A 22520-nucleotide genomic window follows, 5' to 3' on the forward strand; every position below is an offset into this window, starting at 1 on the left:
ATGAAAACAGTTGTATTTATGGGAACCCCTTCGTTTGCGGTCCCAATTTTAAACGGAATAAATGACAGTGATGAATATCAAGTAAAAGCAGTAGTCACTCAACCAGATAGACCTTTTGGTAGAAAAAGAGTTTTAAAACCATCTCCTGTTAAAGAGGCTGCCATTGAACTAGGGATTGAAGTTTTACAACCAGAAAAAATAAGCGGTAGCGACGAAATGGCTAAAATTATAGAAATTGCACCAGATTATATTATTACCGCAGCTTTTGGACAATTTTTACCAGAAAAATTATTAGCAGCAGCTAAAATCGCAGCGGTTAATGTACACGGTTCATTATTGCCTAAATACCGTGGTGGAGCACCGGTTCAATATTCATTAATCAACGGAGACGAAGAAACTGGTATTTCTATTATGTATATGGTTAAAAAAATGGATGCAGGGGATGTTTTAAGTCAACAATCATTAAAGATTGAATCAGATGATGATACCCAATCATTATTTGATAAATTAAGTCTGATTGGTAAAGACTTATTATTAGAAACATTACCTAAAGTAGCCAACAATAGTATTACTCCTGTTCCTCAAAACGAAGACGAAGTGGTATTTTCTCCAAATATTACTCGAGAACAACAAGAATTAGACTTTAATAAGTCAGCATTTTTAGTTGATAGGAAGGTCAGAGCGTTAAGACCATCTCCTAATGCATTCGCAATTTTAAATGGCGTTAGAACTAAATTTTGGGCAACTAAGCCAACTGATGAAAAAACTGATTTGCAACCAGGTACTGTTGTAGAGAAAACTAAAAAGACATTAAAAATTGCTTGTGGGGATGAATCTGTCTTAGAAATATTAGAACTTCAACCATCAGGTAAACCAAAGCAAGAAATCAACGCTTTCTTAAATGGAGCAGGACAATCAATTAAACAAGGAGATATGGTGATCACCGATGCCAACAAGTAATCCAAGACTATTAGCTGTTAAAACACTTAGTAAAATATCTAATGGTGCATATTCAAACCTACAATTGAATCAAGTAATTGAAAATAGTGATTTATCTTCAAAAGATATTGGATTACTAACAAACATTGTCTATGGGGTAATCCAACATAGATTAACATTAGAATATTATCTAAATCACTTCTTAAAAAATGCTGATAAGGTTGATGATTGGGTTAAGGAACTATTGTATTCAGCCATTTATCAAATGGAGTATCTAGATAGAGTTCCTGATAGAGCGGTTTTTAATGAATCAATTAAGATCGCTAAAAAAATGGGCCATGATGGAATTAGAAGACTTGTTACCGGTGTATTGCATCAAATTCAAAGAAATGGTCTGCCTAGCTTTAACGAGATTAAAGATCCAATTGAAAAGCTTTCAATTGAGTATAGTGTTTCTGAATGGATTATTAATGAGCTAATTGATCAGCTTGGCAAAGACAAAGCCTTATCAATATTAGAAAGCATTAACGAACCTTCTAAACAATCAGTTCGTTTTAATTCTAAATTAATAACTAAGCAAGAATTAGTTAAAAAATTAACTGATGAAGGTTATGAAGTAGAAGATAGTAAGTTAGTGGAGTCGGGATTGATTTTATCTAAGAAGTCTGCAAGTTATAGTCAAACTTTCAAAGATGGTGAAATGACTATTCAAGATGAAAGTGCCATGCTTCCGGTTGAATCAATGGATATTAATGCAGGCGATAATATTTTAGATGCCTGTTCTGCGCCGGGTGGAAAAACAACTCAAATAGCGGAACATTTAAATGTTGATGATGGTGGAAACGTTACTGCTTTGGATTTACATGACAGTAGATTAAGGCAAGTGAAGAAGAATGCTAAACGACTAGCTGTTAATGATGTTCTATCAACTAAAGCGTGTGATGCAAGAAAATTAGACGACTTTTATGAAGACGAATTTTTTGATCAAATCTTAATTGATGCACCATGTTCTGGAATCGGATTAATTCGTCGTAAACCAGAAATTAGATATGAAAAGACAATTAATGATGTTAATAAGTTAGCATCTATTCAAATTGATATTTTAAACTCAGCTGCAAAGAAACTAAAGATTGGTGGCAAGTTAGTTTACAGTACTTGTACAATCTTAAATCAAGAAAATTCAGATGTGATTGATAAGTTTTTATCTGAAAATAGTAATTTTAAAAAAGTACCAGTTGTATCTAAAATGGATGTAAAATTAAGTGATGATTATTTAAGAATTTTCCCTGATGATTTTAATTCAGATGGATTCTTTGTATGTAATTTAGTTAAAACTGGAGGTGAATGATAATGGAAGTTGCTGCAAATTCAGTTATTGGTAAGCAAAGAACAACTAATGAAGATTACATTGGTTATTTTTATAATAGTCAAAACGCTATGATTGCAATTTTAGCTGACGGTGTTGGTGGAAATAACGGCGGTGATATTGCTGCATCAAAGGCGGTTGATTATATTGGTAGTCAGTTTGAAAATTATCAAATAAAATCAATCAATGAAACTAAAGAATGGCTTAGCGATGTTATTAAGAACATCAATAGTCAAATTATTGAAATTGGGATGCATGATGAAACATTAAGCAAGATGGCTACAACACTTGTAGTTGCTTTGTTCTTTGGTAATCAATTTATGCTAACACATTTAGGTGATAGTAGATGTTACTTACTTAGAAATGAACAATTGCAACAACTTACTATTGATCATTCATATGTAAACTTCTTAGTAGAAAAGGGTGAACTTAAACCCGAAGAAGCTGCTAGTTCAGAAATGAAAAACGTAATTGTTAAGGGATTAGGTGTATCTTCCAACGCTGAAGTCGATATTTCTACGATTCAAATAAAACCAAATGATGAGTTGCTAATATGTAGTGACGGACTAACTAAAATGATTGATAACGATAAAATTCAGTCAATATTGAAAAATAGTGTTCCTACTAAGCAAAAGCTAGAGATGCTTATTAATCAAGCTAATGATAATGGTGGATTAGATAATATATCAGCCATTGTAATTAATAATTTGTTAGGAAGTGATCATCTATGAAAAAAGGATTTGTTTTAAGTGATCGCTACGAAATTATTGATAAAATTGGTGAAGGTGGGATGGTAAATGTTTATTTATCAAAAGACCTGAAAGAAAATCGATTAGTTACTATCAAAATTATTAGACTTGATTTCCAGGGAAGTCAAAAGGCTAAACGCCACTTTAAGTTTGAAAAATTAGCGATTAATAAACTGAATAGTGATCATATCGTTCAAGTATATGATTTGGATCGTTCTGACGATATTCAGTATTTAGTAACAGAATATGTCGAAGGATATGATTTAAAACGATACATTCAAGAAAACAATCCTATTTCTACTAATGAAGTTATTTCCATTATGAGTCAGCTAATTGATGCTGTGAATGAAGCTCATCAACATGGCATTATTCATCGCGATTTAAAACCACAAAATGTGTTAATTGATAAAAATGGAGTGGTTAAGGTTACTGATTTCGGAATTGCGTTAATTGAAAATCAGATTCCGTTTACTCAAACTAATGCTGTAGTTGGATCAATACATTATATTTCTCCTGAACAAGCACTAGGAAAGAAAGCCACCAAACAATCTGATATTTATTCATTAGGAATTATTTTGTATGAATTACTAACTGGAAAAGTTCCGTTTGATGGCGAATCACCATTAAATATTGCAATGATGCATACGGATGAAAATATTCCATCAGTGATTGAACAAAATCATAATGTTAGTCAGGCATTGGAAAATGTTGTTATTAAAGCGACAGCTAAAAAACTAGATGATCGATATAATAATGTTTTAGAAATGAAAAATGATTTACTAACATCGATGAATAAGGATAGAATTGATGAACCCAAGCTACACTTTATTTCACCAAAAAGAGAAATCGATAATGGCGAAACTAAAGTGTTGAACTTAAACGATTTAAAGAAATATAAAGATGACGATTATCAAGAAGATAACAGTAACAACAATCATATGATGTTAAAACAACTATCGTTAATCATAGTTCTTTTAATATTTTTATCTGGGATTTTTCTGTTCTTTAACTACACATTCTTTACTAGGGTATCGGTTCCTAATGTTGAAAATCTGACTTTAAATCAAGCCAAAAAAGAGCTTAAAGACTCACATCTATTAGTAAGCAAAATTAAATATGTTTATGATAGTAAAGTGCAAGCGAATCATGTTATTTCAACCAATCCTGGTACTGGAACCAAAATGATCAATCATTCAAGTATCGCACTAACTGTTAGTAGTGGATATAAAAAAGTAAAGGTTGATAATTATGTTGGCGAGTCAATTGATATAGCTGCTGGTAGATTAGCTAAATTAGGTTTTCATGTTCAACAATCTTATCGATATTCTACTGAATTTAAGTCTGGGACTGTTTTACAACAAAGCATTCAACCACGGACTGTGGCTAACCCACAAAAAGATACTATTAGTTTAACTGTATCAATTAATACCAAGACATTTAAAATGGCTAACTTGATTGGTATGACTGAATCAGAAGTTAAAAGATATGTTAAACAAAACAATTTAAACGCTAAGTATTTCTACGAAAAGAGTAATAGTCAAAAAGCAGGACGAGTTTATCAACAAAATCCTACGACGGGACTAGAAACTAAGTATGGTGATAACATTGAAATTTGGATTTCTAAAGGAATTCAAAATAGTAAAAATTTAAGCCATAGCGTTGACGTTACCTTAACGATACCATTTAAGGATAATGGAAACGGTAAAAATAAAATAACCATTTTTGCTAATCAAAATGGCGAAGATGAAAAGGTCTATCGAACCTTTTATATTAAACAAAGTACAAAAATAACAATTCCTTATAGTTTAAAGGCGCATCAACATGCTAAATATAAAGTATATAGAGATGGTCAGTTGATAATGAAGTAATGAATTGTATAATAATAATAGAAATGTTGTCGAGGTGATATATTGGCTGAAGGAAAAATTTTCCAATCCCTAAGTGGATTTTATGATATTATTAGTGACGGAAAGATATATAGGACAAGGGCTAGAGGTAATTTTAGAAAGAAAGGGATTACTCCTTTAGTAGGTGATAATGTTGAATTTGAATCTACTACTCCGAAAGAAGGATATTTGTTAAAGATTTTTGATCGTAAAAATTCTTTAGTAAGACCACCAATTTCTAACATTGACCAAGCGGTTGTAGTAACGTCAGCTGTTCAACCTGACTTTTCATACAATCTATTAGACCGTCAATTAGTAGCTGTAGAAATCAATAAGATTACTCCAATTATCTATTTCACTAAGACTGATTTATTAGATGATCAACAATTTGATTATTTTAAGGAAGTAAAATCTGTTTATGAAAATGCTGGATATAAAGTTATTTTACCTAGTAATCAAGGCGATAATAATAAATCTGTTGAAGAAATTAAAGACTTGTTTGCACATAAAGAAACAGTATTTATGGGACAAACTGGTGCAGGGAAGTCTACACTTCTAAATAAAATTTCTCCAGATTTAAATCTAGCTACCGGCGAAATCTCAGCCGCTCTAAATAGAGGGAAACACACCACCAGAAAAGTAAGTTTTATTGAAATAAATAATGGGTTGGTTGCAGATACTCCTGGATTTTCATCATATGAAGCATTTGATATTAAACCCGAAGAATTACGAGATTACTTCCCAGAATTTAGGGAAAATGCTAATAAATGTAAATTCCGTGGTTGTGTTCATATTAATGAACCGGGATGTGCAATTAAATCTATGTTGGAAAATGACGAGCTTTCCCATGAACGTTATCATGATTACGTTCAGTTGTATGACATTTTAAAAAATAAAAAACCAATTTATAATAAAAAGAAATGAGGAACTATAGATGATTAAAGTAGCACCATCAATTTTAAGCGCAGATTATTTAAATTTGGAAAGAGATATTGCTAAGGTTGAAGCAGATGCAGAACTATTACATATTGATGTAATGGATGGCTCATTTGTACCAGCAATTTCTTATGGACCTAACTGGGTTTCACAAATCAAAAAAATATCAAATCTTGTTTTAGATGTTCACTTAATGGTTGTAAATCCAGAAAGATTTGTTGATGAATTTGCAGATAAAGGTGCAGATATTATTGGTGTTCATGTTGAAGCCACTCCACATATTCACCGTGCCCTACAAATGATCAAAAACAAAGGTGTTAAGGCTGAAGTTGTTATCAACCCAGGTACACCTGTTGAAGCAATCAAACCTGTTTTATACATGGTTGATCAAGTTCTTGTGATGACTGTTAACCCTGGTTTTGGTGGTCAAAAGTTCTTAGATGAAACTGTTAAGAAGATTAAGCAATTAGATGATATTAAAAAAGCTGAAGGCTATGACTTTGATATCGAAATTGATGGTGGGGTTAACAACGAAACTGTAAAGGCAGCTGCCAATGCAGGTGCTACAGTTGCCGTTGCTGGTTCTTATGTATTTGGTGCAGATAACCCAGCCGAAAGAATTCAAACTATGAAAGAAGCTACTAAATAGTTATGAAAAAAATCAATTTATTACTTGGTGGACCAACTGACTTATGGCCAGATGAAATGAATAATATGGATATCGATGGTGAATGGATTGGAGTTGATCGTGGCAATCTTTGGCTAATCGAAAAAGGCAAAGATCCAGTTATAGCGATTGGTGATTTTGATTCTATGAGTTCTGATGAACAAAAGATTGTTTCAAGTCATGTTAGCGATATTAGAACCTTCGATCCACATAAAGATTACACTGATACCCAGTTAGCTCTTACGATTGCTGATCAAGAGTTAAATGCCGATATCATTAATATTTATGGTGCGACAGGTGGTAGAATTGATCATTTTATCTCTAACTTCTTAGTGGCAACAGAACCTAAATATAAGAGTATAGTTCCTAAGTTAAGAATTATCGATAAGCAAAACACCATCACTTATTACACTCCCGGTGATGGAAAGGTAATCAAAGAAGCTAATAAACATTATCTTGCTTTTATTCCGTTGAATAAAATGAATCTATCCATTTACGATGCAGAATATACATTGGATAATCATTTTGTTCCAAGAGCTTTTGCGTATTCTAGTAATCAATTCGTTACAGATGAATGTAACTTTTGGTTTGATGAAGGAATATTATGTGTAATTCAAAGTAAAGATGAAAAATAAAAAGAGATGACCAATATCATGGTCATCTCTTTTTTCGTATAAAAAAAGCTCAACTATAAGTAAGTTGAGCTTAAATATAATTAGGCACGAGTAACTTTACCTGATTTTAGAGTACGGGCACTAACCCAAACTTTTTTAGGCTTTCCATCTACAAGGATACGAACCTTTTGTAGATTTGGCTTCCAGCTACGACGTGAAGAATTCAAAGCGTGTGAACGCTTGTTACCAAAATGAGTTCTTTTACCATTGATAAAATCTTTAGCCATTGGAAATTCCTCCTTTTTAATGATTTCTAATCAAAAGCGTTGCTTTTATTACATCTCACCTTAATAATTTAGCATATTAAAGCCGAATTTGCAATGGTTTTCTTTCAAGTGAATATACTTGACAGCTTCAAACATTAATTATAACAATACTTTAGCTTTTATTTAACATGTGGTAATATTATATTACGAATATATTAAGAAATCTATCTTTTAAGGAGGCTATTGTTATGGCCGTAAAAATGAAAACAGAATATGGATTAATTGATATTGATAATAATGTCATTTCAACCGTAGTAGGTGGTGCTGCCACAGATAACTATGGTGTAGTCGGAATGGCAAGCAAAAATCAAATTAGAGATAATTTCAATGAAATACTAAAAAAAGATAATTATTCACGTGGTGTAGTTGTTACTCAACATGATAACGATGTAGCAATTGAAGTTAACATTATTGTTAGCTACGGTACAAAAATTTCTGAAGTATGTAAAAATGTTCAATCAAAGGTTAAGTATAATTTAGAAACAATGCTGGGTATTACCGCAAGTTCAGTGAATGTAGTTGTTCAAGGAGTAAGAGTTTTAGATTAAAAGGAGGTTCATTTTAGTGTCTATTTCAAATATAAATAGTTCTAAATTTGATCAAATGGTTCAAGCCGCTGCTACAACCCTTAATAGTAATGCAGAGTTTATTAATTCTTTAAATGTTTTTCCTGTCCCAGATGGTGATACAGGAACTAACATGAGCATGTCTTTCCAAAGTGGAGCGGATTACGTAAATAAAGATACAAGTGAATCTGTAGGTAAATTAGCGCAATCATTAGCTAAAGGATTGTTAATGGGTGCACGAGGAAACTCAGGGGTTATTTTATCTCAGATTTTTAGAGGATTTTCTAAATCAGTTGAGGACAAAGATTTTCTAAGTGGTAAAGATATCGTAGAAGCTTTTCAAAATAGTGAAAAAACTGCATATGGTTCAGTGATGAAACCTACTGAAGGTACTATTTTAACAGTAATTAGAGGGATCTCTGAAGCTGGACAGGCTTCTGATGTAAATGATTTAGCAAAACTATTCGATTCATTATATGATGCTGCAGAAAAGGCACTTCAATCAACTCCAGATTTATTACCAGTTTTAAAACAAGTTGGTGTTGTTGATTCTGGTGGACAAGGCTTGGTATTTGTAATTAAAGCCTTTGCGGATGTTTTAAATGGTCGAGAAATTGAAACCAGCCATCAACCAAATACTGGTGAAATGGATCAAATGATTGATGCAAGTCATGAGCAAAGTCATGAAAGTGCTCAAGGTAAGTTGAATCCAGATGACATTGTATATGGTTATTGTACTCAAGTTATGGTTAGAATTGGTCGTGGTAAAGAAGTTGAATATGCTTTTGATTATGACAAGTTTTATGAACATTTAGCTGGTATCGGTGATTCATTACTAGTTGTTAATGATGATGAAATCGTAAAAGTTCACGTTCATACTGAACAACCAGGTGAAGTTATTTCATGGGGACAAAAATTTGGTGATTTAGCCAACGTTAAAATTGATAATATGCGTCTTCAACAAGAAACAATCATTGAAAATGATGACACTAAGCAAGAACCTAAAGACATTGCAATCATTGCAGTTGCTTCAGGGGATGGAATTGGTGAGTTATTCACTAGTTTAGGTGTTACTGATGTTATTAAGGGTGGACAAACTATGAACCCTAGCACCCAAGATATCTTGGATGCAATCAACAACAGCAATGCTAAGAATGCTTTAATCATTCCTAATAATGGAAATATCTTTATGGCAGCTCAACAGGCCGCTGACGTTGCTGAAATTCCTGTAGAAATCGTTCATGCTAAAACGATTCAACAAGGTTTAACTTCAATGTTATCTTTCAATCCTGATGCTAGTTTACAAGATAACGCTTCTGAAATGGAAGATATGTTAGATACTGTAATTAGTGGGGATGTAACACACGCTGTTAGAGATACAGAAATTGATGGTGTCAAAATTAATAAAGATGACTTTATGGGTATCATCGATGGTAAGATTCAAATTGTTAAAAAAGATTTAACAGAAACTGCTATCGAAATGATTAAAGAAATGATAGATGAAGACAGTGAAGTAGTAACCATTATCTATGGTGATGGAATCACTGAAGAAGAAGCTAATGATTTGTCTGAAAAAGTAGAAGCTATTGATGACGAATTAGAAGTGGAAGTCCACGAAGGTGGTCAACCAGTTTATCCATACTTAATTTCTGTCGAATAAATTTATCGGACATAGTTCCGATTTTTTTATTTTAATAATATTTTGAGATGAGGTGATATGTTGAAAAATTTGTATGATTCGGTTTCAGTTCTAAAAGGCGTTGGTCCAAAAAAGGTTGAGGCACTGGAAGAACTTGGAATCAAGAGTATTTATGATTTATTAACTTATTACCCATTTAGATATGATGATTTTCAAGTTAAGGATTTGACCCAAATTGTTGATCAAGAAAAAGTAACTTTAAAAGGAAAAATTGCTGCTGATCCAGTTATCGCCCACTTTGGTCGTAAAAGAAACATTTTAAATATAAGACTATTGGTGGATAACGATGTTATAAAGGTTACTTTCTTCAATCAACCTTGGTTAAAGAAACAACTACCAGTTGGCAAGGAAGTACTGATTCATGGTCGATTTGATAAAGCCAAAGCATCACTTGCTGGAATCAAAATATTGTCTTCTGTTGATAATAATGAAATGAATGCGATATACCCTGCCAATAAGCATATTCGTCAAAAGACTATCAGCGATTTAGTTAAATTAGCCTTTGATGAATATAAAGATGCAATTGATGATATTATTCCAAATAAAATTATTGATAAATATAAGTTGGAAAAGCAAGTTAAAGTCATTCATGATATGCATTTCCCAACAAATACACAGGATGCGATGCTTGCTAGAAGAACAGCTAAATTTAATGAATTCTTTTTATTTCAGATGCAGTTACAATCTCTTAAGATGGCTGAACAAAAAGATAAGGGAATTGAAATTAATTATTCTGCTGCTGACATGGAAAATTTTATTGCAGAATTACCGTTTGAGCTCACAGGAGCACAACTAAGAGTTGTTCAGGAAATATATGCAGATTTGAAATCCAGCCGGCAAATGAATAGATTATTGCAGGGGGATGTTGGTTCTGGAAAAACAATCGTTGCTGCATTATCTATTCTTGCGACGATTGATGGTGGTTATCAAGCCGCATTAATGGCACCAACTGAAATCTTAGCAGAACAACATGCAAATAAGTTAGCTAAGTTATTTGAAAACACTAAGGTAAATGTAGCCTTGTTAACTGGTGATACTAAGCCCGCAGCGAAGAAGGAACTATTACCTAGAATTGCTTCTGGGGAAATTAACCTGGTTATTGGTACGCATGCACTAATTCAAGATACAGTGGTATATAATAACTTAGGACTTGCAATCATCGATGAGCAACATCGTTTTGGTGTTAACCAACGAAAAATTCTGCGTGAAAAAAATGATGGGACTAATGTCTTAGCAATGACAGCGACACCAATTCCTAGAACGTTGGCAATTACATCATATGGTGAAATGGATGTTTCAATTATTGATGAATTGCCTAATGGTCGACAACCGGTTAAAACGGCTTGGATTAAAGAAGGTCAATTTAAAAATTCGATTCCGTTTATTAAGGATCGACTAAATAGCGGTGAACAAATTTACGTTGTAACGCCTTTAGTAGAAGAATCTGAAGCTGTTGATATGAAAAATGCTGTCAACATATATGAAAACTTTCAGAAGTTATTTGAGCCTGATTTCAAAGTCGGTTTACTTCATGGTAGAATGAAAGATGATGAAAAAAATACTATCATGAGAAGTTTTGAAAATAACGAGTTTCAAATATTAGTTTCAACCACGGTTATTGAAGTTGGGGTTGATGTAAGTAATGCAACCATGATGATTGTATTTAACGCTGATCATTTTGGATTAGCACAACTTCATCAGCTTCGAGGAAGAGTTGGTCGTGGAAGTAGTCAGTCATATTGCTTGTTAGTATCTGATCCAAAAACTGAAACTGGAGTTAAGAGGATGAACGTAATGGTACAAAGTAATGATGGCTTTGTGATTTCACAAAAAGATTTGGAATTACGTGGCCCAGGTGATATTATGGGAAAAGCGCAATCTGGACTACCTGAATTTAAAGTTGGTGATCCGGTAGCTGATTTGAAGATGTTGAGCATCGCTCAACAAGAAGCCATTTTAGTGGTTAATACTAATAATTGGCAAAACGAATCAGAATATAGTAAATTATATAGTTACGTTCAACAAAAAAATAATAATAAAATGTTTGACTAAGAAGGAGTTTTATAAGATGAAAATTGCAATTGATGCTATGGGTGGAGACAACGCACCGTTAGAAGTAGTTAAAGGGGTAGAAATGGCTAGAGATCAATATCCTGATATTGAATTTAAGCTATTTGGTCAAATCGATAAGGTTAAACCTTTAATCCAAAATAACGAAAGAATTGAATTAATTCAATCTGACGAAGTTATTGAAATGGGTGAAGAACCTGTTAAAGCAGTAATGAAAAAGAAAAATTCTAGTTTGGATATGGCTGCTCAAGCTGTTAAGGATAAAGAAGCAGACGCCTTTTTCTCAGCTGGTAACACTGGTGCAATTTTAGCTGCTGGTTTATTTATTATTGGTAGAATTAAAGGAATTGACCGTCCAGGTTTGGCAACTACTTTACCAATTATTAATGATGAAGAACATGATAACTTTGTAATGTTAGATGTAGGTGCAAACGCTGAATCTAAACTATTTAACCTTTACCAATATGCATTCATGGGTAAGTATTATGCAGAAAACGTTAGAAACATCAAAAACCCACGTATTGGATTATTAAATAACGGTACTGAAGCTGACAAGGGTGATTCTTTACATAAGGCAGCTAACGAATTATTAGCTAATGACAAGAACTTAAACTTTATTGGTAACGTTGAATCAAGAGAACTATTAAATGGTGCTGCTGATGTTGTTGTTACCGATGGATTTACTGGAAACGCTGCTCTAAAAGCTATCGAAGGTACTGCATTATCACTTCTTACTTTGATTAAAGGTGAAATCATGTCAGGTGGTCTTAAATCAAAGGTTGGTGCTCTAATGCTTAAGCCAACATTTAAGAAGATTGGTAAGGAAATGGATTACTCACAATACGGTGGAGCTGTTTTAATGGGTACTAAAGCACCTGTTGTTAAGGCTCATGGTAGTAGTGAAGCAGTAACCATTAAGAACACTATTTTCCAAATCAAGACAATGATTGATTCAAAGACAATCGATAATGTTGTTGAATATTTTGATAAGCATGCTGATGATATGCAACAAATCAAACAAAACGCGAAAAACAACTAAATATCTGTTATAATTAATTATATTATTTACGATTTGAAGGAGATAAGTTATGACAAAAGAAGAAGTATTTAATAAAATTGCTGATTTAGTAGCTGAACAATTTGGAATTGATAGAACTACCATCAAAGGTGATTTAAACTTTCAAAATGATTTAGATGCTGATTCAATTGATTTCGTTGAATTTGTATTGTCTCTAGAAAGTGCATTTGGTACTGATATTTCAGATGAAGATGCTGAAAATATTAAAACTATTGATGAAGCCGTAGACTACGTTATGTCTAACGCTGATAACAAATAATTAAAAAGGCGATTACTCAATAGTAATCGTCTTTTGTTGTATTAATAACTGGAGGAGTTAGTTTGGAAAAAGAATTTGATGATCTATTAGAGAAAAAATTTAATATAAAATTCAAGGATGAATCATTATTAGATGAAGCTTTTACTCAAGCCTCATACGTGAATGAACATCCAGGCAAAAATCTAAAGTTTTATGAAAGAATCGAATTCTTAGGTGACGCTGTGTATGAACTAGTTGTCTCAGAATATATTTACAAGAGATTCCCTAATTTACCACAAGGTAGACTTACTAGACTAAGAGCTGCAATGGTGAATGAGCAAAGTTTTAGTAGTTTTGCCAGAGAATGTCATTTTGATAAATACATTAGATTAGGTAAAGGTGAAGAAAAAGCACAAGCAAGAAGCCGTGATTCTTTGCTTTGTGATATTTTTGAATCTTTCATTGGTGCGGTTTACTTAGACCAAGGAATGGAACCAGTAGTTAAGTTTTGTCATCAAGTAATTTTTCCTAAATTAGATGAGGGATGGTTTGATGAATTCTTTGATCACAAAACAGAATTACAAGAATTGGCACAAGCAAACGGACCAGTAGAAATTGTATATAACCTACTCGATGAAAACGGACCTGAAAATGATCGTCGCTTTAAGGTTTCAGTTACCATTGATGGGGTTGAAAAAGGTGTCGGTGAAGGACATTCTAAAAAGAATGCCGAACAAGGAGCTGCGAAAAAAGCGATTAATAAACTCACAGAATAAAACAGGATGGAGAAAATACATTGAAGTTAAAATCATTGGAAATTGCTGGATTTAAGTCCTTTGCAAATAAAACAACAATTAGTTTCACTGATGGTTTAACTGCAATTGTAGGACCTAACGGTAGTGGTAAAAGTAACGTAATTGAGGCAATTAGATGGGCTTTAGGTGAACAATCATCTAAAACACTGCGTGGTACTAAAATGTCTGATGTTATTTTTTCAGGTTCAAGTACACATAATCCAGTAAATCGTGCAGAAGTTAAATTAACTCTAGATAATTCAGATCAATACATCAATAGTCCTTATTCAGAAATAATTATCACTAGAAGACTATATCGTTCTGGTGAAAGCCAATACTTAATTAATAACTCAGAATGTCGATTAAAAGACATCAATAATCTTTTTATGGATACCGGGATGGGAATTGGATCTTTCTCCATTATTTCTCAAGGAAGCGTTGAAGACATCTTTAACAGCAAGCCTGAAGATAGAAGATCAATTATCGAAACTGCAGCAGGAGTTTATAAGTATAAGCAACAAAAGCATGATGCTAACCTTAAATTACAACAAACACATGAAAATTTAGATCGTGTTGAAGATATTATCTTTGAACTTAAGGATCGAAATGATCAGTTAAAAGAACAAAGTTCTACGGCAGTTAAATACCTTGATTTGAAAAAGGAATTGAAACAATATGATATTTCTCGAATTGCCCTTGAATTAAATAGTCTAGGAATTGAATTTAATGCTACTGGGAAAATCATTCAAGAAGAAGAACAAAATGCTGAAACTATCAGTACTGATTTAGATAGATTAAGTACTGAAAAGAAAAATCTTAATACTCAATTATCTGAATTGTTGTCCAAAAAAGAACAACAACAAGATGCGTTATTAAACTACACTAAGAAAATTGAACAACTTTCAGGACAACAAAACCTTTCTAAACAAGAAATTGAATTTAAGAAAAGTAGTCTGGTTGAACATAAAGATGCCTTAAATAAATTGAAGGCACAATTGAGTGGTTTAGAACAAAAAGAAAAAGAAATTAATGCTGAAATTGAAAAGGTAAATAGTGAAATTTCAATTATCAATGAAAAATTAGGATCGTTAGATGAAGAAACTATTAACAAATCAATATCAGATAAGAGGGATGAATATGAATCTCTTCGTGGCGAATACGTTGCTATTATGCAAAAAATTGCCAACGTTAATAATGAAAGTACTTATTTAGAAAAGACACAAAAGCAAGCTGATGTCCAAAGTGATACTAATAGACAAAAGATTGCAGGCATTAATGATGAAATTAATCAATTAGAAGAAAATCTTTCTTCATTGAATCAAGAGTACCAAGATAACCTGGCCAAATATGAAGATAGTAAAAAAGTAGTTGATAAGTATCATAAAGAACAAGTTCAATTAAAAAATGATGCCGCTAGAATTCAAGATAATTGGTATAAAGCACTTGAAAGAAACCAAAGTATCAAGATTAAATACAACAGTTTAAACAATCTGCAAAATGATCACAGTAATTTCTTTAAAGGTGCGCAAAGTGTTCTAAATAACAAAAATAAATTAAGCGGAGTTTTGGGCTCAGTTTCTGACTTTATAAAAGTTCCAGCTGAATATACTAAAGCAATTGAAACTGCGCTTGGAAATCAATTACAACAAATTGTGGTGGCTAATAATCAAGATGCTCGAAATGCGGTTAAGTTTTTAAATGATAATCGATTAGGACGTGCTACCTTTTTACCAATTAATGAAATTAGTAGAAGAAGCGTTAATAACAATGTTTTAGCTGCTTGTCAGCAAAATAATGGTTTTGTCGGCATTGGTAACCAATTGGTTTCAATCGATTCCAAATTAGATGCAGTTACTGCGCACCTTCTTGGTAATTTAATTGTTACTAAAGACTTAAGTTCTGCCACTCAACTTAGTAATCAAATCAGACATTCTAACCGCATTGTTACCTTAAATGGAGAATTGGTTAATGCTGGTGGTTCTATTACTGGTGGTACGAATAAGAAGCAATTCGACGGCGTTTTAACGCAAAAAAACAATTTAGTTGAATTAGAAAAAGAATTCGCTAAAGGTAAAACAATTGCTGAAGGTCTTGAAAAGGAACTTAATGAAGCACAAGCAAAGCTACAATCAATCAATGATGAAATTGAACAATATTATCAACAACAAAGGGATGCCGCTGGTTTAGTCGATATTAGCAAGAATAAAGTTAGCTTTGCTAAGGATACGTTGGAAAGAAAGCAACGTGAGTTAAAAGCTGTTAAACTATCAATTGGTGGACTTTTTGAAGATGATATTGAAGAAAAGAAACAACAAAATGAAAAACTAAAAGAACAATTGAATTTAGACTTATTAAACAATCAATCACAATCTCGTGATGTATCTGAAAAGATTGAAACGCTTGAAAAAATGAAAGAATCTAACGTTTCTGAAATTCAAAGTACTAGGGAAAAATTAATTGTTCAAAAGGAAAAACTTTCTAATTTAAGAGATCAAAAAGCTAATTTAATTGAAGATTTCGATAGACTTGGATCTGAAATCGATGATGAAAAAGAAACTATCGATGAGTTAAACGAAGCTATTAGTAATAATATGTTATCCGCTAACCAAGATAGTGAGATTAAGAAAGTTAATGAAAGTATTCAATCAACTCAAGAAGATTTAGAACAATGTAAATCTGCAATTGATGAGCACCAAAATAGCATCAAAGAAATTGAAGAACAAATTGATAAATTAAGTAAAGATTCTATTAGCCAGCAAAACTATTTAAATAAGCAAGTTAATAAGTTTGATCAATTAAAAGGTCAGCTTGTTAATTTAAAACAACAGTTGGTTGGTAAATATGAAGTAGACATAAAAGATATTGATGATATTGTCATCGATGATAGTGTTGAAAATATTAAAAATAGAATTGCACAATTGAAGCGAGAAATCGATAGTTTGGGAATTGTTAATGTTTCTTCAATCGATGAATACAAAGAAGTTTCTAAACGTTATGAATTTTTGGTTCAACAATCTGATGACCTTAAGAATTCAAGTCAACAATTAACTGATACGATGAATAAAATCGACGTAACAGTTGAAAAGAAGTTTTCAGAAACATTTGAAGCAATCGCTTATCAATTTTCAAAAGTCTATAATGAAATTTTTGGTGGTGGGAAAGCTAAACTAGTTTTAACCAATCCAAATGATCTTTTGACAACTGGAATTGAGATTATGGCACAGCCTCCTGGCAAAAAGTATAGACATATGTCATTATTGTCTGGTGGAGAAAAGGCATTAACTGCAATTGCGTTACTTTTTGCGGTGCTTAAGGTAAAACCAGTTCCATTTAGTATCTTGGATGAAGCAGAATCCGCGTTAGATGCTGAAAATGTTGATAGATACGCACATTACATGACGAAATTGGATGATGGAACACAGTTTATCGTGATTACCCATAGAAAAGAAACAATGGTTTATGCAAATACATTGTATGGTGTAACTATGCAAAACTCAGGTGTTTCTAAAGTAGTTACAGCAAATCTTAACAAGTACAATGCATCGGAGGGATAACCAATGGGATTATTTGATGTTTTTAAGAAAAAAAGTAATGATGAACAAAAGATTCAAGATTCAACAAATGATGTAAATGAAAATCAAGACATCGTAAAAGATGCTGAAGTTACTCCTGATGAAACTAGTTCAGTAGATACTGAAGTTCAAGAAGATGCGGATGGATCACAAGAAAAATTTACAGATGGATTAGAGAAATCAAGAACTACCTTTGGTGACCGTTTAAACCAATTATTTGCTAATTTTAGAAGTGTTGATGAAGAATTCTTCGAAGATTTAGAAGACACTTTAATTGAATCAGATGTTGGTTATGAAATGGCTGTTAACTTAACTGATCAATTGAGAGATGAGGTTAAGTTACAAAATGCTAAAAGTAGGGATGAAGTTCAAAATGTTATTATTCAACAAATGATTAACATTTATGATGAAAACGGTAATGATGAAAATCCTGATATTCAGTTTGCAAGTGAAGGTCCAACTGTCATTTTATTTGTTGGAGTTAATGGTGTTGGAAAGACAACCACTATTGGTAAAATGGCAAACATGTATAAGAATGCTGGTAAAAAGGTATTGTTAGCTGCGGCAGATACATTTAGAGCAGGAGCAATTCAACAACTTGATGAATGGGCTAAAAGAGACGGCGTTGATATCGTGAAAAAAGAAGAACAAAGCGATCCGTCAGCTGTTGTTTATGAAGCTGTTCATAAAGCTAAAGATGAAAATTATGATATTTTATTCGTTGATACTGCTGGTAGATTGCAAAATAAGGTTAACTTAATGAACGAACTAGCTAAAATGAAAAAGGTGTTAACTAGGGAAATTCCTGATGCCCCTCATGAAGTTCTTTTAGTTTTAGATTCAACTACTGGCCAAAATGCACTTAGCCAAGCTAAGTTATTTAAAGAAACCACAGCAGTTTCTGGAATTGTTTTAACTAAGTTAGATGGGACTGCTAAGGGTGGAATTGTTCTAGCAATTAGAAACGAATTGCACCTACCAGTTAAATATGTTGGATTGGGTGAAAAAGTTACTGATTTAAGACAGTTTGACGCAAATGATTTTATTTACGGATTATTTAAAGGATTAATTAAGTAGTCCTTCGGAAGGATTGATTTAATGGAAATCGAAAAAAATTATCGGATTAATTCTTTATTTGAGTTCTATAGACCGTTACTAACTAGTAAACAGGATAGCTATATTCAACTTTATTATGCTGATGACTATTCTTTAGGTGAAATATCAGAAGAGTTTAATGTGAGCCGACAAGCGGTTTATGATAATATAAGACGAACAGAAGTTATTCTGGAAAAATATGAAGATCAATTACATTTATATGCTGATTTTCAAAAGAGAAATCAACAAACTGACGCAATCAGAAATTATGTTAGAAAAGAATATAGTGATGATGCAAAATTAAATCAACTTGTTGATGAATTAGAAAACACAGAAGAAAGATGAAAGTGGTGAAATAAATGGCATTTGAAGGATTAACAGAACGACTTCAAAAAGCGATGCGTAATTTACGTGGAAAAGGGAAAGTTTCAGAAGCTGACCTAAGAGAAACAATGCGTGAAATTAGACTAGCGCTTTTAGAAGCCGATGTTAACTTCACTGTTGTGAGAAATTTCGTTAAACGAGTACAAGAACGTTCACGTGGAGCTGAAGTTTTAGAAGGATTAAATCCAGCACAACAAATTGTTAAGATTGTTAATGAAGAATTAACAAAGACTATGGGGGAAGAAGCTGTTCCTCTTAATAAATCCGATAAGATTCCAACTGTTATTATGATGGCCGGTCTTCAAGGGGCAGGTAAAACTACTACAGTTGGTAAATTAGCATTGAAACTTCAAAAAGAAGAAAATGCACGTCCACTTCTAATTGCAGCCGACGTTTACCGTCCTGCTGCCATTGATCAATTAGAAACTGTCGGAAAACAAATTAACGTTCCAGTTTTCCAACAAGGAACAGATGTTAATCCAGTTGAAATCGTTAAAAACGGGATGGCTAAAGCTAGAGAAGAACATAATGATTATGTTTTAATTGATACGGCTGGTCGTCTTCAAATCGATGAAAAATTAATGGATGAGTTAAAAGAAATTAAAGCGCTAACTAATCCAGATGAAATCTTATTAGTTGTCGATGCAATGACTGGTCAAAACGCTGTCAATACTGCTGAAGGTTTTAATGAAGCACTAGATATCACCGGGGTAGTACTAACTAAGTTAGATGGTGATACTCGTGGTGGGGCAGCTCTTTCTATTAGAGAAGTAACCCAAAAGCCAATTAAGTTTATTGGTCAAGGTGAAAAGATGGAAGCTCTAGATGTATTCCACCCTGATAGAATGGCATCTCGTATTCTTGGAATGGGAGATATTCTTTCATTAATCGAAAAGACACAAAATGATTATGATGAAAAACAGGCTAAACAATTAGCTGAAAAAATGCAAAATAACACTTTTGGATTTGAAGATTTTCTTGATCAATTAGAACAAATTCAAAAGATGGGTCCTTTGGATGAAATTATGAAAATGATTCCAGGGATGGCTAATAATCCGGCTTTGAAGAATGTTAATATGGATCCTAAAGATTTAGAACATATTAAAGCGATTATTTATTCAATGACATACGAAGAACGTAATAACCCAGACTTATTAAATCCTTCCAGAAGAAGAAGAATTTCAAGAGGTTGTGGACGTCCAATTCAAGAAGTTAACCGAATGATTAAACAATTTAATCAAATGAAAGACATGATGAATAAGATGTCTAACGGTAACATGTCAGGAATGGAACAAATGATGGGTAATATGGGTGGAATGCCAAATATGCCTGGAATGCCTGGTATGGGTGGCGGAATTGGTGGTAAATTGTCTGAAATGGCAATGAAACGAATGAGCCGTAAGATTAGCAAGAAGATGAATAAAAATAGACGCAAGAGAAACAAAAAGCGTTAATTTTATCACTTTTAGTAAAAAAATGATGGTGTAAAGAAAAAAACCTTTACAAGCATCAAAATAACTGTTATATTTAATATCGTTAAAAGAAATACAGGAGGTGTTTATTAATGTCTGTTAAAATTCGTTTGAAGAGAATGGGTTCAAAGAAACGTCCTTTCTACCGTGTTGTAGTTGCTGATTCACGTAGCCCTCGTGATGGTCGTTTTATCCAAACTGTTGGTACTTACAACCCATTAACTGAACCAAGCACTGTTAAACTTGAAGAAGATGATATCTTCGAATGGTTAAACAAGGGTGCTCAACCTTCAGATACTGTTCGTAACTTACTATCTGAAGCTGGTATCATGAAGAAGTACCATGAAGCAAAATACTCAAAGAAATAAAGTGATAGCTAGTTATGACTAATTTTGATGAGCTGATTAAAAAAATCGTAAAACCACTGGTGGAAAATCCAGAGGATGTTGCTATTGAACATAGTGAATCTGATCGTTTTTATGAATATCATCTAATTACTAATTCTGCTGATGTTGGTAGAATTATTGGTAAAAAGGGCCATGTAGCGCAAACAATTCGTACGATTGTTTATAGTGCTCGTGTTTCAGGTGAAAAGCGCGTTAGATTAATTATTGACGATAGTAAAAATAAAAACTCTTAAATGAAACCTTGGTGTTTTGTTTAAGAGTTTTTTAACATAAAAAGGGGAATTACAATGGATTTTTATAATATTGGTAAAATTGTAAATACTCAAGGACTACGTGGTGAAGTAAGAGTTATGTCAATTACTGACTTCCCAGAAAAACGTTTTCAAGTTGGTAATGAGGTTTATGCATTTTTAAACGAAGATAAAAGCGAAAAACTTGAAATAGATGGTGTTAGAAGTCATAAAAACTTTATATTACTTCATTTTAAAGGTAAGCCTACCATTAACGATGTTGAATATTTAAAGCCATCAATTTTGAAAATTGCTGAAGATCAACTAGACACTGATGACCTAAATCCTGGTGAATATTATTATCACCAAATCATTGGTCTAAATGTGGTTGATACTGATGGAAATAAGATAGGTACTGTTAAGGAAATATTATCACCAGGGGCTAATGATGTGTGGGTGGTAAAACGTGATAACAAATCTGATTTATTATTACCTAAGATTGATTCAGTTATCTTAGATGTTAATTTAGATGATAATGTTATTACTGTTGAAATTCCTGGAGGACTTGATGATGAAGATTGATGTCTTAAGCCTTTTTCCTGATATGTTTGAAGGTCCATTAGGTGATTCAATCTTAGGAAAAGCCAAAGATAAAGGTGCTTTAGATATTGAAATAACTAACTTCAGAGACTATTCGACTAATAAGCATGGCAATGTGGATGATTATCCTTTTGGTGGTGGTGCTGGTATGTTATTACAAGCACAACCAATTTTTGATGCCTTAGAAGCAACTCAAAATAAAGCACAAGAAAGTGGTTTATCAAAGGGAAGAATTATTCTGTTAGATCCTGCTGGGAAAAAATTTGACCAAAATGAAGCTGAAGAATTAGCGAAAGAGGACCATTTGACTTTTATTTGTGGTCATTATGAAGGATATGATGAAAGAATTAAGTCATTGGTTACTGATGAATATTCTTTAGGCGATTTTGTTCTTACTGGTGGAGAATTACCAGCAATGGTAATGATTGATGCTACTGCTAGATTGCTAGATAATGTGTTAGGAAACGATGAATCAGCACCAGGGGATTCTTTCTCTAGCGGACTGTTAGAGTATCCGCAGTATACGCGACCAGCTGACTTTAGAGGTATGAAAGTTCCTGATGTATTAACTAGTGGGAATCACCAAAAAATTGAAGAATGGCGACAAAAAGAATCACTAAGAAAGACATACAAACGTCGACCAGATTTAATCGATTATAGTAAATTAACTGATTTACAGAAAAAATTATTAGCTGAAGTAAAAATAGAGGAAGAATAATAGACCTTTACAATCAATAATGGTTATGATATTATTCTAATTGACTATTTTTATAGTTAAATAAAACGGTATTCCGCTGTTGCTTTGGAAGACATGAATGCTAGTTGGAAGGAT

Annotated in this window: 21 protein-coding genes and 1 pseudogene; 21 read left to right on the forward strand and 1 reads right to left on the reverse strand. The window is 32.8% G+C overall.

Going from position 1 to position 22520, the window contains the following annotated elements; all coding sequences use genetic code 11:
• Genes fmt through ABWU86_RS04380 form a run of 7 tightly spaced genes read left to right on the forward strand, consistent with a single transcriptional unit; the run spans nt 1 to nt 7178 of the window.
• Nucleotides 1-960 carry a methionyl-tRNA formyltransferase gene (fmt, locus tag ABWU86_RS04350; protein WP_293792772.1) on the forward strand — a complete coding sequence of 320 codons (960 nt, stop codon included), beginning with the start codon at nt 1-3 and terminating at the stop codon, nt 958-960.
• Entirely contained in the window at nt 947-2287 is a 1341-nt protein-coding gene (rsmB, locus tag ABWU86_RS04355) for a 16S rRNA (cytosine(967)-C(5))-methyltransferase RsmB (RefSeq protein WP_353321606.1), read from the forward strand. The genes fmt and rsmB overlap by 14 nt, the downstream gene beginning before the upstream one ends.
• A gap of 2 nt (nt 2288-2289) precedes the next feature.
• Complete coding sequence (locus tag ABWU86_RS04360; RefSeq protein ID WP_353321608.1) at nt 2290-3036, forward strand: Stp1/IreP family PP2C-type Ser/Thr phosphatase; 747 nt, start codon at nt 2290-2292, stop codon at nt 3034-3036.
• A complete protein-coding gene (gene pknB, locus ABWU86_RS04365) occupies nt 3033-4922 on the forward strand; it encodes a Stk1 family PASTA domain-containing Ser/Thr kinase (RefSeq protein ID WP_353321610.1) in 1890 nt (629 codons plus the stop codon). Before ABWU86_RS04360 ends, pknB begins: the two co-directional genes overlap by 4 nt.
• A gap of 42 nt (nt 4923-4964) precedes the next feature.
• On the forward strand, nt 4965-5864 hold the full coding sequence (gene rsgA, locus ABWU86_RS04370) for a ribosome small subunit-dependent GTPase A (RefSeq protein WP_293792765.1): 900 nt from the start codon (nt 4965-4967) through the stop codon (nt 5862-5864).
• A 10-nt stretch (nt 5865-5874) separates the two neighbouring features.
• Nucleotides 5875-6525 carry a ribulose-phosphate 3-epimerase gene (gene rpe / locus ABWU86_RS04375; RefSeq protein WP_293792763.1) on the forward strand — a complete coding sequence of 217 codons (651 nt, stop codon included), beginning with the start codon at nt 5875-5877 and terminating at the stop codon, nt 6523-6525.
• Between the two features lie 2 nt (nt 6526-6527).
• Nucleotides 6528-7178, forward strand: a complete 651-nt coding sequence (locus ABWU86_RS04380) for a thiamine diphosphokinase (RefSeq protein WP_353321613.1) — start codon at nt 6528-6530, stop codon at nt 7176-7178.
• Nucleotides 7179-7258: 80 nt separating this feature from the next.
• On the opposite strand, the gene rpmB is transcribed toward ABWU86_RS04380, so the two are convergent.
• Nucleotides 7259-7444, reverse strand: a complete 186-nt coding sequence (rpmB, locus tag ABWU86_RS04385; RefSeq protein ID WP_053950031.1) for a 50S ribosomal protein L28 — start codon at nt 7442-7444, stop codon at nt 7259-7261.
• Between the two features lie 227 nt (nt 7445-7671).
• On the opposite strand from rpmB, the gene ABWU86_RS04390 reads away from it, so the two are divergent.
• From ABWU86_RS04390 to trmD, 14 genes and pseudogenes are all read left to right on the forward strand, one after another.
• Nucleotides 7672-8031, forward strand: coding sequence for an Asp23/Gls24 family envelope stress response protein (locus tag ABWU86_RS04390; RefSeq protein ID WP_053950030.1), 360 nt, complete (start codon nt 7672-7674; stop codon nt 8029-8031).
• A gap of 16 nt (nt 8032-8047) precedes the next feature.
• On the forward strand, nt 8048-9709 hold the full coding sequence (locus tag ABWU86_RS04395; RefSeq protein ID WP_293792760.1) for a DAK2 domain-containing protein: 1662 nt from the start codon (nt 8048-8050) through the stop codon (nt 9707-9709).
• A gap of 57 nt (nt 9710-9766) precedes the next feature.
• Nucleotides 9767-11800 (forward strand): ATP-dependent DNA helicase RecG, encoded by a 2034-nt coding sequence (recG, locus tag ABWU86_RS04400; RefSeq protein ID WP_293792759.1) that lies wholly within the window; start codon nt 9767-9769, stop codon nt 11798-11800.
• Between the two features lie 16 nt (nt 11801-11816).
• Nucleotides 11817-12857 carry a phosphate acyltransferase PlsX gene (gene plsX / locus ABWU86_RS04405; RefSeq protein ID WP_293792758.1) on the forward strand — a complete coding sequence of 347 codons (1041 nt, stop codon included), beginning with the start codon at nt 11817-11819 and terminating at the stop codon, nt 12855-12857.
• A 49-nt stretch (nt 12858-12906) separates the two neighbouring features.
• The gene (gene acpP / locus ABWU86_RS04410; RefSeq protein WP_293792757.1) at nt 12907-13155 is read left to right on the forward strand and encodes an acyl carrier protein; all 249 of its coding nucleotides are present in this window, start codon (nt 12907-12909) and stop codon (nt 13153-13155) included.
• Between the two features lie 62 nt (nt 13156-13217).
• Nucleotides 13218-13910: a ribonuclease III gene (rnc, locus tag ABWU86_RS04415; RefSeq protein WP_053950025.1), complete on the forward strand. Its 693-nt coding sequence runs from the start codon at nt 13218-13220 to the stop codon at nt 13908-13910.
• Between the two features lie 20 nt (nt 13911-13930).
• Nucleotides 13931-17482 (forward strand): chromosome segregation protein SMC, encoded by a 3552-nt coding sequence (smc, locus tag ABWU86_RS04420; RefSeq protein WP_353321617.1) that lies wholly within the window; start codon nt 13931-13933, stop codon nt 17480-17482.
• A gap of 180 nt (nt 17483-17662) precedes the next feature.
• Nucleotides 17663-18577, forward strand: a pseudogene (gene ftsY / locus ABWU86_RS04425) (signal recognition particle-docking protein FtsY); the annotation flags it as partial.
• A gap of 21 nt (nt 18578-18598) precedes the next feature.
• Complete coding sequence (locus tag ABWU86_RS04430) at nt 18599-18940, forward strand: putative DNA-binding protein (protein WP_293792754.1); 342 nt, start codon at nt 18599-18601, stop codon at nt 18938-18940.
• 14 nt (nt 18941-18954) lie between these two features.
• Nucleotides 18955-20433, forward strand: coding sequence for a signal recognition particle protein (gene ffh / locus ABWU86_RS04435; RefSeq protein WP_293792752.1), 1479 nt, complete (start codon nt 18955-18957; stop codon nt 20431-20433).
• Between the two features lie 110 nt (nt 20434-20543).
• Complete coding sequence (rpsP, locus tag ABWU86_RS04440) at nt 20544-20819, forward strand: 30S ribosomal protein S16 (protein ID WP_053950021.1); 276 nt, start codon at nt 20544-20546, stop codon at nt 20817-20819.
• Nucleotides 20820-20833: 14 nt separating this feature from the next.
• The gene (locus ABWU86_RS04445) at nt 20834-21091 is read left to right on the forward strand and encodes a KH domain-containing protein (protein WP_053950020.1); all 258 of its coding nucleotides are present in this window, start codon (nt 20834-20836) and stop codon (nt 21089-21091) included.
• A gap of 54 nt (nt 21092-21145) precedes the next feature.
• On the forward strand, nt 21146-21670 hold the full coding sequence (rimM, locus tag ABWU86_RS04450) for a ribosome maturation factor RimM (RefSeq protein WP_293792740.1): 525 nt from the start codon (nt 21146-21148) through the stop codon (nt 21668-21670).
• Nucleotides 21660-22406, forward strand: coding sequence for a tRNA (guanosine(37)-N1)-methyltransferase TrmD (gene trmD, locus ABWU86_RS04455; RefSeq protein ID WP_353321714.1), 747 nt, complete (start codon nt 21660-21662; stop codon nt 22404-22406). Before rimM ends, trmD begins: the two co-directional genes overlap by 11 nt.
• Nucleotides 22407-22520: the final 114 nt, after the last annotated feature.

Origin of the sequence: Apilactobacillus pseudapinorum (assembly GCF_040369555.1) — a bacterium.
Lineage (GTDB): Bacteria > Bacillota > Bacilli > Lactobacillales > Lactobacillaceae > Apilactobacillus.

Excerpts from the sequence above, each read along its gene's own strand:
- fmt (WP_293792772.1), top strand. The coding sequence starts at position 1 with ATGAAAACAGTTGTATTTATGGGAACCCCTTCGTTTGCGGTCCCAATT.
- rsmB (WP_353321606.1), top strand. The coding sequence starts at position 947 with ATGCCAACAAGTAATCCAAGACTATTAGCTGTTAAAACACTTAGTAAA.
- ABWU86_RS04360 (WP_353321608.1), top strand. The coding sequence starts at position 2,290 with ATGGAAGTTGCTGCAAATTCAGTTATTGGTAAGCAAAGAACAACTAAT.
- pknB (WP_353321610.1), top strand. The coding sequence starts at position 3,033 with ATGAAAAAAGGATTTGTTTTAAGTGATCGCTACGAAATTATTGATAAA.
- rpe (WP_293792763.1), top strand. The coding sequence starts at position 5,875 with ATGATTAAAGTAGCACCATCAATTTTAAGCGCAGATTATTTAAATTTG.
- ABWU86_RS04380 (WP_353321613.1), top strand. The coding sequence starts at position 6,528 with ATGAAAAAAATCAATTTATTACTTGGTGGACCAACTGACTTATGGCCA.
- rpmB (WP_053950031.1), bottom strand. The coding sequence starts at position 7,444 with ATGGCTAAAGATTTTATCAATGGTAAAAGAACTCATTTTGGTAACAAG.
- ABWU86_RS04390 (WP_053950030.1), top strand. The coding sequence starts at position 7,672 with ATGGCCGTAAAAATGAAAACAGAATATGGATTAATTGATATTGATAAT.
- recG (WP_293792759.1), top strand. The coding sequence starts at position 9,767 with ATGTTGAAAAATTTGTATGATTCGGTTTCAGTTCTAAAAGGCGTTGGT.
- plsX (WP_293792758.1), top strand. The coding sequence starts at position 11,817 with ATGAAAATTGCAATTGATGCTATGGGTGGAGACAACGCACCGTTAGAA.
- acpP (WP_293792757.1), top strand. The coding sequence starts at position 12,907 with ATGACAAAAGAAGAAGTATTTAATAAAATTGCTGATTTAGTAGCTGAA.
- ABWU86_RS04430 (WP_293792754.1), top strand. The coding sequence starts at position 18,599 with ATGGAAATCGAAAAAAATTATCGGATTAATTCTTTATTTGAGTTCTAT.
- ffh (WP_293792752.1), top strand. The coding sequence starts at position 18,955 with ATGGCATTTGAAGGATTAACAGAACGACTTCAAAAAGCGATGCGTAAT.
- rpsP (WP_053950021.1), top strand. The coding sequence starts at position 20,544 with ATGTCTGTTAAAATTCGTTTGAAGAGAATGGGTTCAAAGAAACGTCCT.
- ABWU86_RS04445 (WP_053950020.1), top strand. The coding sequence starts at position 20,834 with ATGACTAATTTTGATGAGCTGATTAAAAAAATCGTAAAACCACTGGTG.
- rimM (WP_293792740.1), top strand. The coding sequence starts at position 21,146 with ATGGATTTTTATAATATTGGTAAAATTGTAAATACTCAAGGACTACGT.
- trmD (WP_353321714.1), top strand. The coding sequence starts at position 21,660 with ATGAAGATTGATGTCTTAAGCCTTTTTCCTGATATGTTTGAAGGTCCA.